At 62.3% G+C, this 17913-nt stretch carries 21 protein-coding genes; 1 reads left to right on the top strand and 20 read right to left on the bottom strand.

Features of this window, described 5'->3' with window-relative positions:
- Window positions 1–4 precede the first annotated feature (4 nt).
- The 10 genes from VLA65_RS12615 to VLA65_RS12570 all read right to left on the bottom strand — a co-directional run bounded on the left by VLA65_RS12615 (window position 5) and on the right by VLA65_RS12570 (window position 8671).
- Window positions 5–787 carry a hypothetical protein gene (locus VLA65_RS12615; protein ID WP_332602691.1) on the bottom strand — a complete coding sequence of 261 codons (783 nt, stop codon included), beginning with the start codon at window positions 785–787 and terminating at the stop codon, window positions 5–7.
- Window positions 784–1107 (bottom strand): PadR family transcriptional regulator, encoded by a 324-nt coding sequence (locus VLA65_RS12610; RefSeq protein WP_332602690.1) that lies wholly within the window; start codon window positions 1105–1107, stop codon window positions 784–786. The genes VLA65_RS12615 and VLA65_RS12610 overlap by 4 nt, the downstream gene beginning before the upstream one ends.
- A 38-nt stretch (window positions 1108–1145) precedes the next feature.
- Window positions 1146–1925, bottom strand: coding sequence for an enoyl-CoA hydratase/isomerase family protein (locus tag VLA65_RS12605; protein WP_284990023.1), 780 nt, complete (start codon window positions 1923–1925; stop codon window positions 1146–1148).
- Between the two features lie 11 nt (window positions 1926–1936).
- Window positions 1937–3172 carry a 1,2-phenylacetyl-CoA epoxidase subunit PaaE gene (gene paaE / locus VLA65_RS12600; RefSeq protein ID WP_307053684.1) on the bottom strand — a complete coding sequence of 412 codons (1236 nt, stop codon included), beginning with the start codon at window positions 3170–3172 and terminating at the stop codon, window positions 1937–1939.
- A gap of 10 nt (window positions 3173–3182) precedes the next feature.
- Window positions 3183–3737: a 1,2-phenylacetyl-CoA epoxidase subunit PaaD gene (paaD, locus tag VLA65_RS12595; protein ID WP_059389572.1), complete on the bottom strand. Its 555-nt coding sequence runs from the start codon at window positions 3735–3737 to the stop codon at window positions 3183–3185.
- An 8-nt stretch (window positions 3738–3745) separates the two neighbouring features.
- Window positions 3746–4699 (bottom strand): 1,2-phenylacetyl-CoA epoxidase subunit PaaC, encoded by a 954-nt coding sequence (gene paaC / locus VLA65_RS12590; RefSeq protein WP_332602689.1) that lies wholly within the window; start codon window positions 4697–4699, stop codon window positions 3746–3748.
- Window positions 4696–5013 (bottom strand): 1,2-phenylacetyl-CoA epoxidase subunit PaaB, encoded by a 318-nt coding sequence (paaB, locus tag VLA65_RS12585; protein ID WP_284990026.1) that lies wholly within the window; start codon window positions 5011–5013, stop codon window positions 4696–4698. The genes paaC and paaB overlap by 4 nt, the downstream gene beginning before the upstream one ends.
- On the bottom strand, window positions 5010–6005 hold the full coding sequence (paaA, locus tag VLA65_RS12580; protein ID WP_284990027.1) for a 1,2-phenylacetyl-CoA epoxidase subunit PaaA: 996 nt from the start codon (window positions 6003–6005) through the stop codon (window positions 5010–5012). Before paaA ends, paaB begins: the two co-directional genes overlap by 4 nt.
- A 487-nt stretch (window positions 6006–6492) precedes the next feature.
- Window positions 6493–6885 carry a hypothetical protein gene (locus VLA65_RS12575; protein ID WP_059389568.1) on the bottom strand — a complete coding sequence of 131 codons (393 nt, stop codon included), beginning with the start codon at window positions 6883–6885 and terminating at the stop codon, window positions 6493–6495.
- A gap of 241 nt (window positions 6886–7126) precedes the next feature.
- On the bottom strand, window positions 7127–8671 hold the full coding sequence (locus VLA65_RS12570; protein ID WP_332602688.1) for a sensor histidine kinase: 1545 nt from the start codon (window positions 8669–8671) through the stop codon (window positions 7127–7129).
- Between the two features lie 410 nt (window positions 8672–9081).
- Here VLA65_RS12570 and VLA65_RS12565 point away from each other — a divergent pair, with 410 nt between their 5' ends.
- On the top strand, window positions 9082–9930 hold the full coding sequence (locus VLA65_RS12565; protein ID WP_332602687.1) for a response regulator transcription factor: 849 nt from the start codon (window positions 9082–9084) through the stop codon (window positions 9928–9930).
- Window positions 9931–9941: 11 nt separating this feature from the next.
- Here the strand turns inward: VLA65_RS12565 and VLA65_RS12560 are convergent, their stop codons facing one another.
- The 10 genes from VLA65_RS12560 to VLA65_RS12515 form a co-directional block, all read right to left on the bottom strand.
- Window positions 9942–10397 (bottom strand): Hpt domain-containing protein, encoded by a 456-nt coding sequence (locus VLA65_RS12560; RefSeq protein WP_284990031.1) that lies wholly within the window; start codon window positions 10395–10397, stop codon window positions 9942–9944.
- 126 nt (window positions 10398–10523) lie between these two features.
- Window positions 10524–11408: a type II secretion system F family protein gene (locus VLA65_RS12555; RefSeq protein ID WP_332602686.1), complete on the bottom strand. Its 885-nt coding sequence runs from the start codon at window positions 11406–11408 to the stop codon at window positions 10524–10526.
- An 8-nt stretch (window positions 11409–11416) separates the two neighbouring features.
- Entirely contained in the window at window positions 11417–12349 is a 933-nt protein-coding gene (locus tag VLA65_RS12550; RefSeq protein ID WP_332602685.1) for a type II secretion system F family protein, read from the bottom strand.
- A gap of 7 nt (window positions 12350–12356) precedes the next feature.
- Window positions 12357–13754, bottom strand: a complete 1398-nt coding sequence (locus VLA65_RS12545; protein ID WP_370872703.1) for a CpaF family protein — start codon at window positions 13752–13754, stop codon at window positions 12357–12359.
- Window positions 13755–13882: 128 nt separating this feature from the next.
- Window positions 13883–15076 carry an AAA family ATPase gene (locus VLA65_RS12540; RefSeq protein ID WP_306959129.1) on the bottom strand — a complete coding sequence of 398 codons (1194 nt, stop codon included), beginning with the start codon at window positions 15074–15076 and terminating at the stop codon, window positions 13883–13885.
- Window positions 15073–15846 carry a Flp pilus assembly protein CpaB gene (cpaB, locus tag VLA65_RS12535; RefSeq protein ID WP_307053690.1) on the bottom strand — a complete coding sequence of 258 codons (774 nt, stop codon included), beginning with the start codon at window positions 15844–15846 and terminating at the stop codon, window positions 15073–15075. Before cpaB ends, VLA65_RS12540 begins: the two co-directional genes overlap by 4 nt.
- A 34-nt stretch (window positions 15847–15880) precedes the next feature.
- Window positions 15881–16912 carry a Tad domain-containing protein gene (locus VLA65_RS12530; RefSeq protein ID WP_332602684.1) on the bottom strand — a complete coding sequence of 344 codons (1032 nt, stop codon included), beginning with the start codon at window positions 16910–16912 and terminating at the stop codon, window positions 15881–15883.
- Window positions 16900–17274 carry a TadE/TadG family type IV pilus assembly protein gene (locus VLA65_RS12525; protein WP_059389560.1) on the bottom strand — a complete coding sequence of 125 codons (375 nt, stop codon included), beginning with the start codon at window positions 17272–17274 and terminating at the stop codon, window positions 16900–16902. Before VLA65_RS12525 ends, VLA65_RS12530 begins: the two co-directional genes overlap by 13 nt.
- 124 nt (window positions 17275–17398) lie before the next feature.
- Window positions 17399–17626 carry a Flp family type IVb pilin gene (locus tag VLA65_RS12520; RefSeq protein WP_059389559.1) on the bottom strand — a complete coding sequence of 76 codons (228 nt, stop codon included), beginning with the start codon at window positions 17624–17626 and terminating at the stop codon, window positions 17399–17401.
- A gap of 48 nt (window positions 17627–17674) precedes the next feature.
- A complete protein-coding gene (locus VLA65_RS12515; RefSeq protein ID WP_059389558.1) occupies window positions 17675–17899 on the bottom strand; it encodes a Flp family type IVb pilin in 225 nt (74 codons plus the stop codon).
- Window positions 17900–17913: the final 14 nt, after the last annotated feature.

Below are 17913 nucleotides of genomic sequence, written 5' to 3'. Positions count from 1 at the left end.
GGCCTCAGGAACCCAGGGGCTTCATGCGCATCCTGCGCAGGGCGGCTACCGCGAACACTACGGCGAGCGGCAAGGCGACGACGACGGCGCTCAGCCACGCGCCCGTGCCTTGCCAGCCTTGGACGGCGGCGTTAAGGGCCTGGACGCCGGTCGCCGCGGCGGCGAGCAGGAAAGCCGCGGCCGCGAGCGACGGCGCGAGGCCTGCCGGGAGCGCGGCGTCGCGCGGAAGGAGCCGCCATACGAGCAGGAGAACAAGGCCCAGCACCCCGAGGACCACCCGATATTCGACCACCTCGCCCCAATGGTGCTCGGCAGCGGCCTGGGCGCAGTCGAGGCCAGCGTAAGGAGCCTGCAGGACCGCGCACCTGGCGGCCGTGTAGGCGACGCCGGGGAGGTCGCCGGCCACGAAGCCCGCGCCCCAGATCCGGCCGAACAGCTCCGATACGACGCCGCTCACGCCGACGGCGATCGCGCCCACAGCCGCAAGGCCAAGCAAGGGTCGCACGAACGCCCGCAACGGCAGCCGGGCAACATCTCGAAGTGACGGGCGCAGGACCGGCGTCACGGTGCTGACCGGACCGAAGCGCTTGACGGCCTCGCGTTCGGCGTCCACCGGGTCCAAGCCTTGCCCACGGAGCCGGGCGGCGCATTCGCGCAAATGCGCATCGGTTTCAGCGAGAAGCCTGCGCGCGGCAGCGGGATCGCCGTCGCGCGCAGCTCCGAACAGCTCGTCGAGGTATGCGTCGATGGGCCCCTCTTCGGCCCCGGCGCCGTTCCCCGCGTTCATGATGCTGCTCCAAGAACGCCCCGCACCGCCGCCGAGAAGCCTTTCCACTCCTCCACCTTGCGGGCAAGCTCGGCGTGTCCGGCCCCGGTGAGCGCATAGACGCGACGTCGGCCGCCGTCGTCGTCCGCCCAGCGGCTCGCGACGCACCCCGCCGCCTCGAGCTTGTGCAGCGCGGGGTAGACCGAGCCCTCCTGAAGCTCAATCCGCGCGCCGCTGCGCTCGTGAATGCGCGCGATGAGCGCGTAGCCGTGAGCCTCGCCCGCTCCGAGCGAGCTGAGCAGCAGCAGGTCAAGCTGTCCGTTCACTGAACTCCGTCCCATACCTAGAGAGTCTAGGTATGGGACGGGATGCTGACAAGCTACCCCTTGAAGACCGGCGCCCGCTTCTCCTGGAACGCCCGGAAACCCTCGGCGTAGTCCTCGGTCTTGCAGAGCCGCGCCTGCTCGTCGTTCTCTTCGGACATGGCGGCCCACAAGCCAAGGCGCTGGTCGCGGATATGGGCCACGAGCTCCTTGCTGGCTGTGAACGCACCGGTGGCACCCGCCGCGACCCGCTCCACGATGATCCGCGTGGCCTCCAGCAAGGCGTCGTCCGGCATGACCCGGCTGAACATGCCCTGCGCCACGGCCTCAGCGCCGCTGATCAGGTCCGCGGTGTAGATGAGGTCCAAGGTCCGGTGCATGCCCAGGCGCTCGGTGAAGTACCAGTGCCCGCCCGAGTCCAGAGTGGCACCCAGTTTGGCGAACGGCGAACCGAACTTCGCGTTCTCCGCCACGTACACCACGTCGGTAGCGAGCAACAGGCCGAGCCCGACGCCGAGGCACGCGCCGTGTGCTGCCGCGAACGTCGGGGCGGGGAAGGCTGCCATCTTCTTGAGCAGGGGCTCCACGAGCCCGTTCAAGTACGCCTTCGCGTCGTCGCTCTCCGGCGTCACCCCGGCAATGTCGCGTCCCGCGCAAAAGGCGCGGCCCTCTCCGCGGAGGAGCAGCGCCCGCACCATCCCGCGGGAGGCGGCGGCAGCGGCGTCGTCGTACGCTCTATCCAGTTCCGCGAGCGCCGCCTCGTCCAGCGAGTTCAGCTTTTCAGGGGCATTGAGGACAATTTCGGCGATGCCGTTGGCGATGGAGAGCTCGATCATTCGTATATTCCTTAGACGTCGAAATCGACCGTGACGGATTCACTCGTGGGGTGGGACTGGCACGTCAGCACGTAGCCCTTGTCCAACTCATCCTGCTCCAAGGCGTAGTTCTCGTCCATGCTGACCGTCCCGGAGACCAGTTTGGCGCGGCACGTGCCGCACACGCCACCGGCGCACGCGAAGGGGACGTCCGGGCGGACGCGCAAAGCCGCGTTGAGGATGGATTCCCGCGCGTGGGTGGGGCTGGCGACATCGCCCGTCAAACCATCCAGCTTGAAGGTGATCTTGAAGGTGTCCTTCGACTCGTCCTCCACAACAGGCCGGCCGGCGTTGCCCTCGGGGCGGTCCGGGCGGCCGGTGGTGAAGAGCTCAAAGCGGACGTGTTCGGGCTCCACGCCACGGGCAGCGAGGGTATCCCGGCACAGCTGGACCAGCTCGAACGGCCCGCACAGGAACCATTCGTCCACATCCTGCGCGTGGATGGCCGTGCCCAGCAGCTGCTGGAGCTTCTCGGCGTCGATACGTCCCGTCATGAGCGGGGCGATCCGCTGTTCGCGCGACAACACATGGTGCAGCGCCAATCGCGACGGGTACTTGTCCTTCAAGTCCGCCAATTCCTCGAGGAACATGACGTCCATGGCGGCCTTGTTGGCGTAGATCAGGTCGAAGCGCGTGCCCGGATTCGCGGCCAGCAGCGTGCGGGCGATCGCGATCACCGGGGTGATGCCCGAGCCGGCGGCGATGGCCACGAACGAACCGGCGTCGGAGAGCTCGCTGGCCATGTTCTCCGGATTGTTCATCGAGTTCATGACGTTCTGCTGGACAGTCTTGCCGTCCTTGCCATGCTTCGAAATGAACGCGCCCATGGGACTCATGACGTCCAGGGTGTCGCCGGCCTTGAGTTCCGCGTTCGCCCACGTGGAGAAGATGCCGCCCAGGTCCTTCTTGATCGCCACGCGGATCTCGCTGCTTCCGTCCGCGAAGCTCCGCGGCTCTGCGCAGATGGAGTAGCTGCGGCGGACCTCGTGCGGCTCCCCGCTCTCGTCAGGAAGCGTGGTCCGCAGGGCCACGTACTGGCCGGGAAGGTAGTCATACTGGCCGGCGAGCTCAGCCGGGACATCGAACGTGACCTCGATAGCGTCGTCAGTCAGGCGGCGGACTTCCGAAACACTGAGGGAATGAAAAGACGCACGACGGCGGCCGGTGGCCTGCGCTTGTTCGGCTGCGGTCTGGCGGACAACGGGCATGTCGGATTCCTTACAGGACTTTGAAGTAGTCGAACGGTTCCTTGCAGTCCTGGCAGACGAAGAGCGCCTTGCAGGACGTGGAACCAAAGCGGGTGAGTTCCTTGGTGTTCAGCGAAGAACACTGGGGGCATTTCACGGCGAGCTGGAGCCTTACCGGGCCTGAGTGGCCGCCGGCGGCCGCCCTGCCACTCGGAGGGGCGATGCCGTATTCCTGCAGCTTGGCCTTGCCGTGCTCGGTCATCCAGTCCGTGGTCCATGCCGGGGCCAGGACGAGCTCGACGTAGACGCTCGGGTAGCCCTCTTTGTGGAACGCGGTCTTGAGGTCGTCGCGGATGGCGTCCATCGCGGGGCAGCCCGAGTAGGTCGGCGTAATGGTGACCTGGACCGCAGGGACCAGCCCGCCGTCGTCGAACAGTTGGACGTTCCGGAGAATCCCCAGATCCTCAATGGTGAGGACGGGAATCTCTGGATCGCAGACCGTGGCGGCAATCCCCCAGGCCTTTTGCTCGGCGGTTTGCTGAGTCTTGACCTGCGCGGTCCTGGCGCTGGTGTCATGAACGAACATGTCCACCGTCACCAGCTTGCACCGGGATGTTCGCGGGCAAGCACCTGCATCTCGGCAAGCAGGTAACCCAAGTGCTCGGAATGCTTGCCTTGGCGGCCGCCACCCAAGGATTGCGGGATCCGTTCGAGGCTGAGCTCTGTGTCCAGCCCGGCTTCGGCGAGGATCTCGCCCGTGAGCTGGTCGAAATCCGCGCGGAGGCTGGAAGGCTGCACGCCTGCTCCGCTTTCCGCCAGGCGGGCCGTGAGCTCGTCGTCTTCGAAGAGTTCTTCCACGTATGGCCAGACGAGCTTGAAAGCCTGGACAATACGACGGCGGGACTCTTCCGTGCCGCCGGCAAGCCTGAGGACCCACTGTGCGCTGTGGTCGCGGTGGTAGTCGACCTCTTTGAGGGCCTTCGCCGCGATGGCCGCGATGGTTTTGTCGCTCGAGCCGGTTAGCCGTTTGTAGAGCTCGAACTGGTAGTAGCTCACGATGAACTGCCGGGCGATGGTGACGGCGAAGTCCCCGTTGGGCTGCTCGAACAGGTGCGCGGAACGGAACTCGTGCTCGCGGCGGAAGTACGCCAGATCGTCCTCGGACTTGTCCCACGCCGCTCCGGCGTAGGTGAGGAAGGAACGGGCGTGGCCGAGCTGGTCTAGCGCGATGTTGCCCAGGGCGACGTCTTCCTCGAGCTCGGGTGCGCGGGAAATCCAGTGGCCCAGGCGCTGGGCGAGGATCAAGCCGTCGTCGCCGATGCGCAGGGCGTACTCCGCGACGTCTTCGCTTGGCTTGACTTGTCCCTTGCGGATTTCAAGGGCGATGTCCTCCGGGCGCAGGGCGTTCCCGGGCGTGATGCGCGTAGCGCTTGCCGAACCGTCTCCGGAAGCACCGGCGCCTTTGACGCCGACGGAGATGTCGCCGTGGCCCTCGATGGCGAAGTCCGGGTTGTTTTCGTTTGCGTTTGCGTTTGCAGGGGCGGTCACAGGTGCTTCACGCCTTCGCTCTTGGTGTAATACGTCGCGTGGCGGTAGTCCTTGCCCTGCGGGGATTCGAAGAAGGAACCCTTGGAATCCGGGTCGCTCGAGGAAATAGCGTCGGCCGGAACCACCCAGATGGACACGCCTTCGTTGCGGCGCGTGTACAGATCGCGGGCGTTGCGCAGCGCCATGGCCGCGTCAGGAGCGTGCAAGGATCCGGCGTGGACGTGGGACAGGCCGCGGCTGGAGCGGACGAAGACTTCCCAGAGGCTCCAGGGGGTCTCGTGGGGTTCGTTGGTCTCGTGGGCTGGGGTGGTCATGCTGCGTCTTCCTTTTCTGCTTGCTTGCGCGCGTATTCGGCGGCCGCTTCGCGGACCCAAGCGCCGTCGTCGTGCGCTTCGCGCCGGCGCTCAAGCCGCTGCGCGTTGCAGGGACCCTTGCCGGCGAGAACGTCTTTGAACTCGTTCCAGTCCAGGGGCCCGTGCTCCCATTTCTTGGTTTCTTCGTTGAAACGGATGTCCTTGTCCGGGAGCGTGAGGCCCAGGACCTTGACCTGCTCCACCATCATGCCGACGAAGCGGCTGCGGAGCTCGTCGTTGCTGAACCGCTTGATGTTCCAGGCCATGGACTGCTTGGAGTTGGGGGAATCATCGTCCGGCGGGCCGAACATCATCAGCGCCGGCGCGTACCAGCGGTTGACGGCGTCCTGGGCCATCGCCTTCTGGGCGGGGGTGCCGTTGGACAGTTCAAGGAGGATCTCGAAACCCTGGCGCTGGTGGAACGACTCTTCCTTGCAGATGCGCACCATTGCGCGTCCGTAGGGTCCGTAGGAAGCGCGGCACAGGGGAACCTGGTTGCAGATCGCGGCACCGTCGACGAGCCAGCCGATCGCGCCCATGTCCGCCCAGGAAATCGCGGGGTAGTTGAAGATGGATGAGTACCGTGCCTTGCCGGCGATCAAGTCGCTGGTCATCTTGTCCCTGCTCTGGCCGAGGGTTTCCGCGGCCGAGTAGAGGTACAGCCCGTGGCCTGCCTCGTCCTGCACCTTGGCCATGAGGATGGCCTTGCGCTTGAGGCTCGGAGCCCTGGTGATCCAGTTGGCTTCCGGCTGCATGCCGATGATCTCCGAGTGCGCGTGCTGCGAGATCTGGCGGAGCAGGGTCTTGCGGTAGGCCTCCGGCATCCAGTCGCGGGGTTCGATGCGCGAATCCTCAGAGATGATGCGGTCAAAATATGCCTGACCGGCCCGTTCCCGCTCAAGCTCTTCGGGGGACAGCTCAGCGGGCACAGACTGCAGATTCTGCGATGCCATGGTTGCTCCTAAATATTTACCGACCGTTCGTTCAGAATATGCGGAAGGCGCGAGATGCGTCAAGCGTTGCATCACTACACGCAGCAGGTGGAGCAGGCCGGGCGGGGCGGGGCAGGGCTGAGCAACAGAACGCCCGCTCACATATATGGCCCTCTCCCCCGACGCCCGCTCACATATATGGCCAAATGCCGGAACGCCCGCTCAGATCATCTGAGCGAGCGTCGGCGGAAAACACCCCAAAGGTGAGCGAGCGTCTGGGCTGAGCACGGCGCAAAGGCGGGAGGACAGCGCAACGGGGACTGCCGCCGTCGGGCACTAACGGACCTTTCCCGGCGCACCGACAGCGACGCTCGCTCAGATATATGGCCCTTTCCCCCGACGCCCGCTCACGTATATGGCCAAATGCGGCGACCCTCGCTCAGATCATCTGAGCGAGGGTCGCCGGAAAACACCCCAAAGGTGAGCGAGCGTCGGGAGGGGTGGGCGCTTAGGCTGAGGCCGACGCCGGGATCAAGGCGGGTCGCGGGGTCAGTTGCTTCCGCGCCCAGCGGGCCAGCTTCTTGCCTTTGCCTTTCCACCAGCTGTCCTCGTCCTTGTCTTGGTGCCAGCGGAAGATGATCATCACAATCACGAAAACGCCCATTGCCACGTCGGCCCAATTCCATTGGATCGCCTTGGCCAGCACGCTGACGCCCATGACGAGAATCGACGGCACTGCCAGGGTCTTGAAGATGGTGTTCGCGACATAGCGCCGATGCGACCGTGGCACGGACATGGCACGGACCATGTCGAAACACACGCAAACCACCACCATTGCCTGGCCCAGGTCCATCAAAATGAGCCCGGGCAGCGAACCGGCGAACATGGAAGCGGATTCCATCCCCGCGCTCAACGGACTGCCCCCCTCACCATGGGACGCGGAAAGGACACAACAGGATTGCAGGAAACACACATACGGATAACCCCCAGAGACCAGGAACTGCATTGAGACCAACTGCGTTCCATTCAATCTGGCGGCTCCGGGGCCGGTCACGAGTAGTGGGTACTCTACTTTGCGCGGCTGACTACTTGCCGGCGCGTGCAGTTACCCGGTCCGGGAACGGACCCACTACAGTCCCGGCCTAATACAGTGCGGGCGCGCCGGCCTGTGACGGTTCCTGGGGTTGGCCAGCCGGCAGCGCCACTGTGAAGGTGCTTCCACTACCGGGTTCGCTGCTGCAGGAGATGCTGCCTCCGTGGCGTTCCACGATGGACTTGGTAATGGACAGCCCGAGGCCGACGCCGGGTATCGCGGCTTGACGGGCAGCATTTGTCCTGAAGAACCGGGTGAAAATCCTGGCCGACTCGTCGGTGGTCATGCCCATTCCCGTGTCCTTCACTTCGAGCTGGACCCAACCGTCGTTCCGCTCGGCCCTGATGGTCACGAGTCCGCCACCGGGTGAATACTTGATCGCGTTGGATACCAGATTGTCCAAGGCCTGGCCCAGCCTCAAGGGGTCGGCGTTCGCCCACAGGGGTGCCGGAACGTCGGCGACGAGGCCCACGTGCGCGGCGTCGGCCTGCGCCCGAGCAGAAACCAGGCTGTTTTCGACCAACCCTGCCAAATCCGTTCGCCGCAGATGCACGCTCTCTACTGCCGCGGCTGACGAGAGCAGGTCCTCCACCAAGGCCCGGAGCCGCTCGGCATTCCGCTCCGCAACTTCCAAGCCAAGCCTTGTTGCTGGTTGGAGCTCCTGGTCGCCGCGGAGCACAAGATCGATGTTGCCCAGGATCGATGTCAGCGGCGAACCGAATTCGTGCGAAACGTTGGCAACCAGTTCGTCCTTGGCGGCAAGGGCATCGACAACATCCGTCACATCCTTGAAAACGATCACCGCACCACCAAACCCGTCGTCGAGCTCGCTTTTCATACCCCGCGCGGCGGTTGAGATGGCCCGTTGGCCGGCACCGGCGCCGAACCACAGCAGATAGTCGGAATATGTTTCCCCTTGAACGGCCCTCCGAACAGGGCCCTTTTCAAGTGGGACTGGCGTCCGCCGGTCCTGGCCGAAAACCAGCCAGTCTTGTTCCCCGGGTCCCCGCGAGCCTTCCGCGGGCATTGCCATCTTTATGAATGCATTTTGTTGGTTGTTGATCAGGAGTGTTTCGCCCTTCGAATCGACGGCGACAATTCCGACGTCGATCGTGTCCAGGATTGTCTTGAGCAGCGTTTCCCGCTCCCTGCTCGCGGCCAACAATTGCCGCAGGGCCTGATCCCGCTGGCTTACCCGCCGTTGCTGCAGACGGGCATTTGAACCGGCCAGACGAATGGAGACTGCCATTGCAAACATCATGAGGGGCAAAAGCAGTACTGAAGAAATGTCTGACGACGTCGGACGGGGCATGTGCGAAATGACCGGCGGAATCGCGATGAGGAAAGGACCCACAAAGCTGAGGATCAGGCTTGTCCTGGAAAGCATGCCCGAGGCAGACAACCAGATCACGGGAAAGATAGCCAACGTGATGAGGCCCGGTACCGCGCTGAAGGCGCCATTTCGAGTGAACCACAGGGCAACAAAATCCAAAATAGGGATTGCCAGGCCCGCGCTCGGCGACAATCTCTCCCATGGAACCAGCAGACAGCCCAGGAACAGGATGCCGTGGAGGACGACTCCGGTGACGAACAACCAATTTTGGATTAAGCCTGGCCAAAGGGTTGGGGCTGCGATCGCCAAGCCCGCGATGATAAGCGTTAGCGGCAATTCACAGACAGCCAGGCGGGCGCGAGGCGTGAGTTTCCTGAAGAAACGGGCGGCCGCGCGGAAAAATGGCTGCTCACTCAAAGTCGAGACCCTTCGTTGGAGATTCGCGAACCAATTACTGCTCCACGCGATTCCCGAAGGAACCGCACAGAGCCCACTATTCCCCCCAAGGAACCACAATACGACGCCCCGAACGATCCAACTGGAAGTTCGGAGCAGCGCTTAATCCACATATTAGATGCCAGATGGCTTCAATGCTTGTATCGTGAGTATTTGGGTGGCATTTACCGCATTGCGCTGGGCTGTGCGGCGATGTGCACCCACAAGGATGTCCAATGAGCGAGCCTGGGGTAGCTGTAGTCATTGAGGATGACGAAGATGTACGAAATCTGGTTGACGCCATCCTCAAAGAAGCTGGATTTGTGGTGCATTCTGCCGCCACCGGACGCGAAGGGGTGGAGGTCGTACGGGACCACCACGCCTCGGTGGTGACACTCGACGTCGGGCTTCCGGATATGGACGGCCACGAGGTCCTGCGTCGGATTCGGCAATTCAGCGACGCATATGTCGTGATGCTGACGGCCAGGCGCGACGAGCCGGACACGTTGACGGCATTCCTGACCGGCGCGGACGACTACGTCAAGAAACCGTTCTTGCCCCGTGAATTGAGGGCCAGAGTCACCGCCATGATGCGGCGGCCTCGCGCGGAGGGCAGGCTTGCGGAGGGCAGGCTTGCGTTGCCGGAGGAAGGTCGCGTGGGTTACGTGCCCGACGGCGGTGCGGCCGGGGGCGGCGGTGCGGGCGGGGGCGGCGGTGCGGGCGACGCCGGTGGTTCGGCCGGGCCCGATGGAGCGGTGATTCGGCACAACGGCTTGGCCCTGAACTACAAGTCACGCATGGTGACGCTTCAAGGTTCGGTCCTGACTCTGACGCGAAGCGAGTTCGATCTTCTCTACGACCTGCTTCGGGCCAAGGGCGAGGTGCGGACGCGCGCTGACCTTGTGAGGGCGGCCCGCGGAGACTACTACGACGACGATGCGTACATCAGCGACGCCGACGAACGGGCTGTTGAGACCCACATCGGCAACCTCCGCCGAAAGCTCCGTGAAGATCCACAATCGCCGCGATTTCTACAGACCGTCCGGGGAGTCGGGTATCGCCTGACACCGAAAAGGTCAGATTGAGCCGGCGAAGGTCAATCGTTCCGGAGTACGTAGCTGTCCTTTAGTTCCTGGACCGTCAGATGCCCGCATTCCGCAACTTCCTTGAGGAGGGGCCGAGCCTCCCGCAATTCACTTTTTCGAATGCGTTCCTCCAGTTGCGCTGCAAGCACCGCGAGGCGAACACCGCCAACCATAATTGACGAGGTTCGGAGGCTTAGGACCGCGTTCAGGGCCGCGGCCACGTCGCCGCGCTCGACGGCGGTAGCCAGGATTTCGTATCGCTTAACCCAGAGTTTTGCGAAGTCGCCAGCAAACGTGCGTGCGATCAGCGGATTGTCCACTTGGTCTTCCAGGAGTTGGAATTCCGCGAGATCCAGTATGGGATGTTCGGCCAGCGGGACGATGGGCAGCCCAGTAGAGTCGTCGACTGAGCCGGGATGGCTCGGATCTGAATCCTCGTTGACCTCGCTGGAACCTGAACTGAACATAGCCCAATGCTACTTTCTGAATTTCCGGAAAAACCGAACTTATGGCTATCTTAAGGAAATCTTAGGCCTTTCTTGATTTAGACCCCTTTCATCCGGTCTAACAATTCGGAGAATGTGATATTGCGCTCAGCCTCCGCTGAACGTGGCTATAGCATTGATGATCGCCGGCCCCAGGATGGCGATGAACAACACGGGGAAAATGAAGAGCAGAAGGGGGAAGAGGACCATCACGGGAAGCTTCATCGCCTTCTCCTCGGCACGTTGGCGACGCTTCACCCGCATCACCTTCGCCTGGACCCGCAAGACACGGCTGATCGCAATGCCGTATGTGTCCGCCTGAATCACGGCCTGCACGAAGCTTCGAAGCTCCGGAATGTTGGTGCGCTCGGCCAACGCCAGATAGGACTCACGACGGCTCCGTCCAACTTGCATGTCCTGCAGTGTCCGAACCAACTCCTCAGCCAGCGGCCCCTTCCCGTTTTCCCCGGCACGGGCCATTGCTCCTTCGAAACCGAGGCCCGCCTCGACCGATATCAGCATTTGGTCCATGGTATTTGCGAGTTCCAATTGCATGGCCTTTTGCCTCTCTTGTCCTTTGCTGTACAGCATTAAGTCCGGAATAAAGTATCCAAGCAGCACAACAAATATTCCCAGGAGCTTAAGGATTCCGCTCGAGCTATTGGAGCTGATCACAAACCCAAAAAGTGCGCCGAGCAATCCGAGCAGCGGTTTGGCTGCGAGGACGCGCCCCAAAGGGAGCGACGGCGGGCGGCCGGCCAACGAGAGCAGCCGATCCAGCTTCTGGACGTAGCCCGCGGGAGTCAGACGGTAGCCAATGAGCTCGAGTCCACCGCCACGACTTTGTGGACCGGCCTCGGCAACGTTTTGGCCCTGCGTCAAAAGCACGCGGACAGCACGTTGGGCTTTTCGGTCAACCGAGAGGAACGACCACGCGAGGTAGGCGATAGGCAATGGAACCAACAGCAGCGAGACAAGGAGAGAGGGATTCACGAGTCACCTCAAAACTTCAAGTCGATGATCTTGCGCATCCAGAGACCGCCGATGGTCATGAGAATGACTGACAATCCGATCATTCCCCAACCAAGCGGCTGGGCGAACATCACATTCATGTAGCCAGGGTTGACAACCAGGAGCATGGTCACGATGCCGAAGGGAAGCGCCATCAGGATGTATCCGGAGAACTTTCCCTCCGCGGCCAAGGATTTGATGTGGCCCTTGATCTCGCTGCGTTCACGTATAGTCTCGTTGACCTGGTCTAGGACCTCCGCAAGGTTTCCGCCCACCTCGCGGTTGATTTGAATGGCCTGCGCTATCCATACAAAGTCCTCGCTCCGCATTCGCTCCGCCGTATCGTTAAGCGACGCCTCAAGGTCGCGGCCAAGGCTTGTCTCTGTAATGATCCGACGCATTTCCTCGGACGTGGGGCTGGCAGACTCTGTGGCCGCAGCGTCGATGGCACGGAGGATGCTGTGCCCGGCTCGCAAGCCACCAGCCAGTAATTGGAGGGTGTCCCCAAGCTGAGCATCGAACTTCGCGCGCCTCTTACCGGCAAGGGAGCTCAAGAACATCCGTGCCACGAAGGGCGCCGGGATGAAGAATAGAAAAGCTACGAATGGGCCGCCGATGACCAGCCCGATCAAGGCACCCACGAGTGCACCCGCAATCACAAGGATGAAGAAGTCCGCCTGGCTCATTCGCAGCCCGGCATTCTCCAGTTGTTCACGGTTAAAGAGCCGGACGTCGCGCCTGGCCAGAACCCCATGAACTGCTTCGGAGGCAGAACCCGCAAAACGGGTCAGCTGGGACCCCGAGCCTTCATGGTAAGGCCGCCTTCGATCGAACGGTACTTCCGGGGTTTTCGGCAAAATCACGGCCACCCCGAGGAGCAGGATGGCTGAAAACATCAGGGCCATTCCGGTCAAGAGCATCATGTTCCGCTCACGTCCTTGCTGCTGTTGCAGTTGCCAAGGGAGCGGCGAATACTGCGGGAGACACATGAATGCCGAAGTCATCGAAGCGGTCGATGAAGCGCGGACGAATACCCGTCGGGACAGGCTTTCCCAGGAACCTACCGTGCGCGTCGACGCCAGCCGAGTAGTCGAAAATAAAAGCGTCCTGGAGGGTGACAATGTCCCCTTCCATGCCTTGGACTTCCGTGACGTGTGTGATGCGGCGCGTTCCATCCCGCAAACGGGAGATCTGGATGATGAGATTCACGGCGGAGGCAATTTGCTCACGGATCGCGCGCAGGGGAAGGTCCATGCCGGCCATGAGGACCAAGGTTTCAAGGCGTGCCACCGCATCGCGAGGGGAATTTGAGTGCACCGTTGACAGTGAACCGTCGTGCCCGGTGTTCATCGCCTGAAGCATATCGAGGGACTCTCCGCCGCGGACCTCGCCGACGACGATCCTGTCCGGCCGCATACGGAGGGAGTTCCTGAGCAACTCCCTGATGGTCACTGCACCCTTGCCCTCGGTGTTTGGGGGCCTGCTCTCAAGCCTGACCACATGTTGCTGTTGAATCTGCAGTTCTACAGCGTCCTCGATGGTGACGATGCGGTTGTCCTCCGGGATGAAAGACGAGAGGACATTCAACAAGGTGGTCTTACCGGTTCCGGTACCCCCGGAAACAATGATGTTCAGCTTCGCTTTGACGCAAGCATTGAGGAGCTCAGCCATCTCGGGCGTGAGCGTGCCGAAGTCGATCAGGTTCCTGATGGTCAACGGTACTTTGCTGAATTTTCGGATGGTCAGCGACGAGCCGCCCACCGCAAGCGGAGGGATCACCGCATTGACTCGGGACCCGTCCTCAAGTCGCGCATCAACGAGGGGTGACGACTCATCGATCCTGCGCCCCACCTTCGAAACGATGCGTTCAATGACCCTCCGGAGATGGTCCTCAGAGCTGAATCCGGAGTCCGTGAGGATCAGCTTGCCTTTTCGTTCGACATAGATCTGGTCCATCCTGTTGACCATGATTTCGGTGACCTCTGGATCGTCCAGCAAGCGTTGGAGCGGCCCATAGCCAAGGACGTCATCCGCCACGTCGGCCACGAGCCTGCTGCGCTCATCCGCGGACAGCGGCACCTGCTCGGCGTCGATGATCCGGATGAGTTCTTCGCGCGCAGTCGACCGCAATTCACGTTCGCTGACGCTCGAATCATTGAACCTTGCCCCCAACCGCTCGAACAACGCGGTGGCGGCGCGCTGCTTGAGGGCAGCGAAGGCGTCCACCGGTTGTTGGGCCCTGAGCTTCGGAGAGTCAGGGACGTCGGACAGCTTGACCGAAGTGTGGGATTTTACCGCGCTGCCAGGCTTCCCCGCGGGAAATGACATGATTTGCTGAGTGGACTCGGCGAATGTCGGTTTAGGCGTAGACAGCGTGCTCGGGCCAAGGTCGCTCCCCGGGCCAGAGGACCCTTCGATTTTGTCCTCGGCAGCATGCAGGCGTTCGGACAGCTTCATTAGACCACTACCCTTCTGTGCAGTTTGCGCTGCGCCGTGGCTCGCCACGTGGGATTGAAACGCTCGACGAGTTGCTTGAGTCCTTTGACGGCCGGATCCTTCACCGAGTCCTGGAGCACGGGAATGCCGCGGTTGGTGGAAAACGCTACAGCTTTCGATCGAGGGATACTCACATCAACCGGGGCACCGACGGTCGATTCGACATCCTGGACCGACAGCCCCGACTTGGAATCAGCCATGTTGAGCACCACGTGCCGGGTTTCCGGCAACAGGTTCAGCCTGCGGAGAATATCCAGGCCGGAGCGAAGGCCCCGGACGCTCGGAACATCCATGCCCGTCACCCAGACAGCGTCCGAGCATTGTTCTAGGGCAGCGAGCCCGATCTCGGGCAGTCCGGGTGCCGTGTCCACCACCACGTACTGGAACTCTTGGGCGAGCTGTTCGAGGAGTCGGCCCACCTGTTCCGGCGAGATCTCGTCTGCTTCGACGGGGTCCTTCGGTGCACACAAGGCATAAATGCTTGCCGGGTGGACCGTCAGAAAGGCCTTGAGTACAAGAGAGTCCTGGCTTGCCGACGGCGTGACAGCGTCGGTAACGGTGTGTTCCGGATTCAGATAGAGCCCGGAAGCGACGTCGCCGAATTGCAGGTCCAGATCCACGATCACCACGCTCATGGGGGCGATCTTGCCCAGCCCGACGGCGATGTTCGTGGCGATTGTCGTCTTGCCCACGCCACCCTTGGGCGAAAAGACGCCGATCACCAGGCCCTTCGGCGAGCCCGATTGCTTGGCATCCCCAGTGCGCTGTCGGCTCGCGAAAGACTGGCACGCGCGCTCAAGCATGACCCGTATCTGGGCCAGGTCCGCATCCGGGCTCATGATGTCGCGGATGCCGGACCGCATTGCCTGGAGCACGAAAGCGGGATCCAGTTCGCTGACGAGGATCACGCTCAGCTCCGGCAACTGCACATCGAAAACCGTTGCCAAGCGAAGGGCGTCCTCAACGGGAACGTCAGGTCCCAGAATCAGCACTTCCAGTTGTTCCTGATTGAGCGCGCCAAACAGCTCAGCCGGGTCGGCCGGCAAAATGCTCGTGAAGAAAGTCTGCACGCTTCCGGGCAGGCCACCCGCAACAGCTTGACGCAGCCGCTGGTCAAAGTCGGTGTTGGGGGTTATCAGGACAAAACGGCTCACCTGTATACCCCGCTCTGCTGGATGACGGTGGGGCCGCTGTCTTTGGCATCCAACGGCTCTTTGCTCAACCAGATCTTGGCGTACTCGGCGGCGAAGACAATCTTGGCTGCGTCCACGTCACTTACCGCAACGGTCAGCAAGAGGGAACCGGTGGGAAGGCTTGTATCGCCAGGGTTCGCCGCGCCACCAGAGCCGGGAGTCGGCGTCGGCTGCTGGCTTGCGGTCGCTTGGGGGGCGCGCTGGACCGCGGTCAGAAGAACCTTGGGGATGGTCAATTGGGTGGTCCCTTTGTCCGACTTCGAGTCACTTCCGCCGCTGGACATGGAGATGAAAATGCCAACATGGTCGCCGGGAACGAGTCGTCCTCCGACCACGCGCTGGGGTTCCAGTTGGAAGGAGACTTCCTGAAGTCCTGTGGGCACCTTGACGTCCCCAGGAGTCTTGAGCGCGTCCGGGGCCACCAAACGTTCGGCCACCAGCGTCTCGCCAGGGACGAGGTCGACGGCGGCGACCTTGCCTGCTGCGTCCCCCAAGGTGTGTAGCGCGGTCTTGGGGACCGCCGATCCCGGCAACTGCTGGGTATCGAGGGAATCCTTCATGGCGTCAACAGAGGTGCCGGCCGGGATGGCTGTCTTGACCACCAACACATCAACGGGCGCCAAGTTTTGGACTGCCCGTTGATCCGCTCCTTGCGCGTAGGAAAAGACGAGAATCACCCCGACGAGGGCCAGCACTGCCGCTGCCGACCCGGCCAACAAGCGTGACTTCACTTACAACTCCTGTGCTCATAGAACGGATGAAAATCTAGGGGGTGAGGCGGACAATGGTGGCCCCAAACGCATCTACCGGGCCCAGCGTGTAGCCATCCGCCAGCGAGACGTATTTGATGAAGCTCCCGATGATTCCGCGGCAGTTGCCGTTGCAGGAAACTGCTGAAGGGACGTAGGGACTTGTGTTGTGAAAACTGTCCGGAAGATTGTTGTTGCCGCTGAATGTCCATCCGGCCACTTTGAACGCCGCGAAGGAGACCAGATGGTAGATTGCGCCGGCACCCGTACCTGTGACGGCATCGAAGACCGGAAGCAGGACGACGACCTCGCGGCCCGCGTTGATGGTGTCTGCCCACTTTTGAAGGGTGGTTGCGCAGTTACCCGGCGAACTGTTACCAGGGGCGCTCCCACCCTCGCTGACGGCGAGGTTAATCGTGCCGCCACACGCACCGGTGTCTTGGACTATCCAGCCGTATCCGCCGGCAACCGTGGCGCCTGAAGGGCCGTAATTGCAGCTGGGATTGGCACCGGAGCCGTGATCCTGAAGAAGCTGGAGTGCTCCACCGATGTATCCCTGCACCTGGCAGATGGAATACGCGAGGGGAAATGCGGTTCTGCCGGCGACTGCGCTCCCCCACTGAACATTCGACGTGGTCACAACGTTGCTCGTGCTGATACCGAGGACTCGCGCGAAAAAGAGTGAGACGGCGTTCGGCGCTCCGCCTGCCTGCTGGGCGCCTGCGGTCACGGTGACTTTCCGGTTCGTCAGGTCCAGGTTGATCGACTTGATGTTGTTCAGGCCGTCGTTTGCGTTCTTATTGGCTACGTCAGCCGCGATCTGCGACGTGATGGAGCAATTCGGATCGCTCGTATTCGCGGCGCATTTCTGCGCTACGGCGAGGGCGGCAGCGTCGGACCCGTTCTGCACTTGCGCCTTTTCCGAGTACAGCATTCCCGCATCCACGGCGAGGGCGGCAAAACCGAGCAGCACCACCAGCAAGAGGGCGACGAGGACGGCAACTGCACCGCGCTCGCCGTCGTCATCGCGGATCGTCAGCCGCCGCATACCATGACTCCTACTCCTTGCATGGGGAAAGGCCCAGCGATTCCAGTGAGGGTGCTGAGGGTGTACTTGATGGTCACGGACATCTGTGCGCCGGAGGTGCAGCTGGCCGGACTGAAGGTGAAGTTCGTGTCTGCCAGCCCTGGATTCAACGACACTGCAGCATTCTTCGCCGCTGTCTTGGCTGCCGTCTGATCATTCGAAATCGCCATGACACGGACTCCTTCGCGGGCTGCATTTGAGAGCGATACCTGAACGTTGTAAGCCCTGCCGAATTCCATGATGCCTAGGAGCAACATGATCAGGAGCGGTGCCAGGATGGCGAATTCAACAGCCACGGCACCGCGCTCTGAAGCCCTCGGCATGATCTTGCCCTCCCAGCGACGGATAGTTCGAACCAAGCAGAGTGGCGGCCGCCTGAATGCCGCCGCCACTCGGAAATTGCTTGGTATGCCCCGAATTGCCTCCCGGGCACTCGCAGCACGACTTCTAGGCGCAGGTGCCAGTACCACCCGAAGTGGTGGCAGCCGTCCAGGTTTTGCCACTGACGGAACACTGGACCTGGGAGAACGTCTCCCTGACCGTGCTGCCCAGCAGCGTCACAGCCGCGATGATCACCACTGCGATAAGGGCAACCATGATGCCGTACTCGACGGCAGTGGCACCTGTTTCGTCGCGCCGCACGTGAGACGCGGACTTTAGGAAAGCGGAAAGCATTGATGCTCCTTGTTGTCTGGTACGAACGGTCGGGAGAAGGCGAACGACCTAGGCGCAGGTGGCCTTACCAGCGGATGCTCCAGCGGTGTAGGTCTTACCAGCCACTGAGCACTGGACCTTGGTGAACGTGTCTTGGACCGTCCCACCCAGCAACGTGACAGCGGCGATGATGACCACTGCGATAAGGGCGACCATGATGCCGTACTCGACGGCGGTGGCGCCCTTTTCGTCGCGACGGATACGGGATGCGGCATTGGAGAAGAAAGCAAACATTTGAAACTCCTGAG

It is taken from the genome of Arthrobacter sp. S2(2024) (genome assembly GCF_036662515.1).
Lineage (GTDB): Bacteria > Actinomycetota > Actinomycetes > Actinomycetales > Micrococcaceae > Arthrobacter.
This window is presented reverse-complemented; position numbering and strand designations above follow the sequence as displayed.

What these genes read in the sequence shown, in the direction of transcription:
- VLA65_RS12615 (WP_332602691.1), bottom strand. Translation starts at nt 787, where the DNA reads ATGAACGCGGGGAACGGCGCCGGGGCCGAAGAGGGGCCCATCGACGCA.
- VLA65_RS12610 (WP_332602690.1), bottom strand. Translation starts at nt 1,107, where the DNA reads ATGGGACGGAGTTCAGTGAACGGACAGCTTGACCTGCTGCTGCTCAGC.
- VLA65_RS12605 (WP_284990023.1), bottom strand. Translation starts at nt 1,925, where the DNA reads ATGATCGAGCTCTCCATCGCCAACGGCATCGCCGAAATTGTCCTCAAT.
- paaE (WP_307053684.1), bottom strand. Translation starts at nt 3,172, where the DNA reads ATGCCCGTTGTCCGCCAGACCGCAGCCGAACAAGCGCAGGCCACCGGC.
- paaD (WP_059389572.1), bottom strand. Translation starts at nt 3,737, where the DNA reads ATGTTCGTTCATGACACCAGCGCCAGGACCGCGCAGGTCAAGACTCAG.
- paaB (WP_284990026.1), bottom strand. Translation starts at nt 5,013, where the DNA reads ATGACCACCCCAGCCCACGAGACCAACGAACCCCACGAGACCCCCTGG.
- paaA (WP_284990027.1), bottom strand. Translation starts at nt 6,005, where the DNA reads ATGGCATCGCAGAATCTGCAGTCTGTGCCCGCTGAGCTGTCCCCCGAA.
- VLA65_RS12575 (WP_059389568.1), bottom strand. Translation starts at nt 6,885, where the DNA reads ATGGAATCCGCTTCCATGTTCGCCGGTTCGCTGCCCGGGCTCATTTTG.
- VLA65_RS12565 (WP_332602687.1), top strand. Translation starts at nt 9,082, where the DNA reads ATGAGCGAGCCTGGGGTAGCTGTAGTCATTGAGGATGACGAAGATGTA.
- VLA65_RS12560 (WP_284990031.1), bottom strand. Translation starts at nt 10,397, where the DNA reads ATGTTCAGTTCAGGTTCCAGCGAGGTCAACGAGGATTCAGATCCGAGC.
- VLA65_RS12550 (WP_332602685.1), bottom strand. Translation starts at nt 12,349, where the DNA reads ATGATGCTCTTGACCGGAATGGCCCTGATGTTTTCAGCCATCCTGCTC.
- VLA65_RS12545 (WP_370872703.1), bottom strand. Translation starts at nt 13,754, where the DNA reads ATGTCATTTCCCGCGGGGAAGCCTGGCAGCGCGGTAAAATCCCACACT.
- VLA65_RS12530 (WP_332602684.1), bottom strand. Translation starts at nt 16,912, where the DNA reads ATGCGGCGGCTGACGATCCGCGATGACGACGGCGAGCGCGGTGCAGTT.
- VLA65_RS12525 (WP_059389560.1), bottom strand. Translation starts at nt 17,274, where the DNA reads ATGCCGAGGGCTTCAGAGCGCGGTGCCGTGGCTGTTGAATTCGCCATC.
- VLA65_RS12520 (WP_059389559.1), bottom strand. Translation starts at nt 17,626, where the DNA reads ATGCTTTCCGCTTTCCTAAAGTCCGCGTCTCACGTGCGGCGCGACGAA.
- VLA65_RS12515 (WP_059389558.1), bottom strand. Translation starts at nt 17,899, where the DNA reads ATGTTTGCTTTCTTCTCCAATGCCGCATCCCGTATCCGTCGCGACGAA.